The organism is Paenibacillus sp. VTT E-133291 (assembly GCF_002264395.1).
Lineage (GTDB): Bacteria > Bacillota > Bacilli > Paenibacillales > Paenibacillaceae > Paenibacillus_AQ > Paenibacillus_AQ nitricinens.
The window spans coordinates 1-3,875 of record NZ_NFVA01000184.1 but is presented as its reverse complement, the minus strand read 5'-3'; the positions used below and the strand labels follow the sequence as shown (position 1 = coordinate 3,875).

The window sequence follows — 3,875 nt, the reverse complement described above, 5'->3', positions numbered from 1 at the left end:
GTTGGTGTCCTGGCTTACCTGTCTTATTTTTGTTTGCAGGCGCTCGACTTCCTCTACGTTAAATGTAAGCTTCTTTGCTGGCATAGGCTCCTCCTTAACCCAAATTTCAAGTACTACAGTTCATTTCTAAAAAACTAGATAGGATTAAGGGTTGTAATATCCTCGCTTCACCTTTATCAACCCATTTTAGATATACACCTCTATCTACAAGATCCATACCTAACTGCTCAATTTTGTAGTCCTTGTTGTAACATTACTTATACACATCTGCTAACTCACTCCTGTTAACCGTTTTAATATATTCGCCACCTTTGTATTGCGCATAGATATTCTCTTTCACTGTATCCCTACTTCACTTTTATAATGGTTCCTAAAATAGTTTACAGATGACAAGTTATGCTTTATGTAATTCAATATATTGCCAAATATATTAGATGTATCCTTTTAATATCGGATTATTATCCCGAAAATTATATATATGATTACAGTGAGGTTTATCTAGATTTGTATTTCCTACATGTTCAGCCCTACTAAGACTTTTTTTGAAATTACCGGACTATATTTTTGGTCAAACCAGTCAGCATAAAAGAAATTCAAACCTTTATATTTCGACTGGTCGTCATCAGTTAGTTTTTACTATGTAATCATCGTTGCAATAGGCAATTATGTTGTTGATCTTTTTACCGACCTTACTATTGTTATTAAACTCTTCATCTTAAATCTCCTGATTCATGACTTTCTTACCCTAACTATCGCTCAAGGGTATCCTACAGTTCCCAATAAATTTTGAAAAAACCGCAATAAAATAAAGATAACAAAAAACAGGCCAATCATGATGATCTCTGACCATAATCGACCTGTTCTATGTAATCGAATCGCGTTATTCAAGTTATAAAATCAAAGCATTTGATGTGTGCAATCTTTATATACAAGTTATATGTATTATGGTTGAATGATGGATTCATTCCCGCACTGGGTAGCCCCCAAATTAAGGAAAGGAAACCACTCCCCACTCACCTTAAGAAGCGAATGACGTTGTATCTGGAAAAATCCCATCGCCTTCTTTAAGTATTCTAATTAGTTTTGAAGCCGCAGAAAAATAATAGAAATTAGTAGTCGTATCTGGGACCTGTTCAATCTCTTCAGGTTCTCCATTAACTTTGTTCAGCCTTAATTTTCCTAATCTATCTTTATCAGGACCAAATTTATATATTACAAATTCTTCTGCTTCTTCTTCTTTCATCAATAAAACGTAAGCAGCCATGCTTATCTCCTCCTCGTTCTTCAAACACGCTATCTGACAAGTTATAATACTTTTGAGCTTCTGTATGTCCTTGTTCGTAGGTAGCCCCATATTTTTTCATGTACTTAGATTTAAACAGCTCATGATTGAGTAATAAGATGTCATTCTTATTATAGTTCCCTTTCATAAATCGTTCCCACACCAAAACTTGTAGATAATTCGGATCAAACACTATCTGGTCGTCACCAGATTGCATTCGTACATCGTAGTCAACGTTACAATGTTCTAATAAGTTGCGAATGATTTGAAAAAATGCAAGAAAGCGATCATAACAAAAAACAAGCCAATCATGATGGTTTCTTAACCATAACCGACTTGTTTTATATAACGCTTAAGCTTTAATTAGGTTATATTTTTCGAGCATTACTGTACGTACAAACGAAATGGCTAAATCTTTAAAGGGGTATTACATGGGTTATATGTGTTATAAGTTGAATGATGGGTTCATTCGGCACTGGGTAGCCCCCACATAATTGTTCGTAGCCACACCTATACAACACTAAAATTAATCAGCTTTCAGACCTAAGATGTATTCTACTCTTGATTTTGTAGAATAGCTTGTTTCTCTGATTGTATATTCACTTTTATTATTAATTAATTCTTTACAGATTTGAATATCTTGTAACAACTTTTCAATATCATATTTATCTATATATTCTTCAAATTTAGTGTTTTTGAGATAACTATCCAGTTTATAATATATAAAATCAGCAATTTCTTTATATTTCAAACTCTCTATTGTAATAGAAACAAAATATAATGTTTTAGTAAACAAACTATCGTTTACTATTCTCCAATCCTCTTCCAAAGTTTTTGCTGAAACCTGCGCCACATTTAAACCTTCTTCTTCAATATATTCTTCAAAGTCTAAAACTATAGATGACTTTATTGATTCATAACTTGTCATGTTCATATCATCAGTCCTTATTTCATATTTTTAGAATAGACATTTAACTCAATATTTGGGAACTTACGTCTAAATTCCATAATTAAATTGGAACAACTTTGACATGCATCTAGTTCTGTAAACAAATCAATTTGCCCTTTAACATTAGGGTCTTTTATTTGAGAAGCAATATCTTCAAGAATCTTTGCCTCCGTATCATTAAATCTTGGAAATTCATCATCAACATAGGTTTCCAATGACTTATCAACTTTGGAAGAACTAAAATCTCCAACATTACTACCAACGCTATCAGATGAATGAATCTGACTGTGTGCTTGAAATTCTTTTTTAATACCAGGAATGCTTACATCTGCCACTGCGACATTCCCACTACTTAACTTTCTTAGTTTTCTATCAAGTTTATCTCTCTGTGTTTTTGAGAGATTTTTGTATTCGTCGGAATTTCTTATTTTTTCTATTTTTCTGTTAATATCGTCTCTAACATTTTGAGTCTTCTCATTTAAGCTATCTATTGTCCGATTAGGTAATTTATTTTCACCCATCCCCTCGAGAGCCTGTTTCTTCTCTATCTCTTTAAGTAACTCCTTCTCTTTCTTTAAATACTCGCCGTAATTTGAGGTTTCTCGGGCGGCTTTACTTTCCCCAATGTTCTCCAATACTTTCTTTCTGATCTCTTCAAAATTGGGTACCTTTATCTTCGACAGCTTCCCACTCACAAATCTCATCGTACTTGCAAGTACTTTGCTTCCCGCCCTGATCGCTACATCTCCCGCACCTGCAATTACGGTATTAACTCCAACCGCACCTATCCGTTCTCCTAAGCTTTGCTTTCCATCATCCCGATAATCATTAATGGTATCAAATGCTTCTCCTATCGTACCACTGATTGCACCCGATACCATGGATTTCAATAAAGTTGGTGAGAATTTCCCTAACATGCCTGGGGTCTTTACTGCTTTTAAATACTTAAACGGTAGTCCTATGCTGATTAGTTGCCCTGCAAATTGCCCAGCCTTTTTCCCGTACGGATCGTCCATAGGATCTACATAACCCTTCGGTTTCGGTCCTACAATCCAATCGGTGATCGTTCCTGCCATTCCAAACGACGCCGTATCGATGGCATGGGTCAGGATACTACTTCCACCCTCTAAAATATTGGCAATCGTCTGGTTTCCAACGCCACCGCTTAGTCGGCGGTTTTTATCCGCCGCTTCCTTCTCACTCTTCTCATAATAAGCCTTTATCTCTGCATATCTCCGATCCTGCTCCTCTATCGACAGTTCGAACCAGTATGTACCTTGCAATCGCTTGATTACTTCAGGATTATTCCGATTTAAGATATCCTCATCCGAAACAAAATCATGTGGGTCATATGATCCTATCGTAGACTGTGGCTTCATCATTGCCAATTGTTGCTTCGCCCAGCCCCTCTTCGTGCCTTTCTCCATCGACATTCGTAGCAGAAATGCATATTTTTCATTCTCCATAAGTGGTACACTTTTGGTGGTAATCGACGGATCATAATCACACGACTTGACCGCCGCCTGCTTGAAATAGCCGCTTAGATCTTTCCCCACTTGGTACTGAACTTCGTCTATACCCAGGGATTCCAGCTTCTTGCGTGCGTCTTCCGCCAGCTTATGCATTGCATCCATTTGCGCTTGG

Annotated in this window: 3 protein-coding genes; all 3 read right to left on the bottom strand. The window is 36.4% G+C overall.

Annotated features, from left to right (window positions below; genetic code table 11):
• Positions 1–1,018: 1,018 nt before the first annotated feature.
• Positions 1,019–1,264 (bottom strand): hypothetical protein, encoded by a 246-nt coding sequence (locus tag CA598_RS31270; RefSeq protein ID WP_094879021.1) that lies wholly within the window; start codon positions 1,262–1,264, stop codon positions 1,019–1,021.
• Positions 1,265–1,808: 544 nt separating this feature from the next.
• Entirely contained in the window at positions 1,809–2,216 is a 408-nt protein-coding gene (locus CA598_RS31265) for a hypothetical protein (RefSeq protein ID WP_094879020.1), read from the bottom strand.
• Positions 2,217–2,227: 11 nt separating this feature from the next.
• The coding region (locus CA598_RS33250) for a deaminase domain-containing protein (protein WP_306440500.1) at positions 2,228–3,875 on the bottom strand (1,648 nt) is incomplete at its 5' end.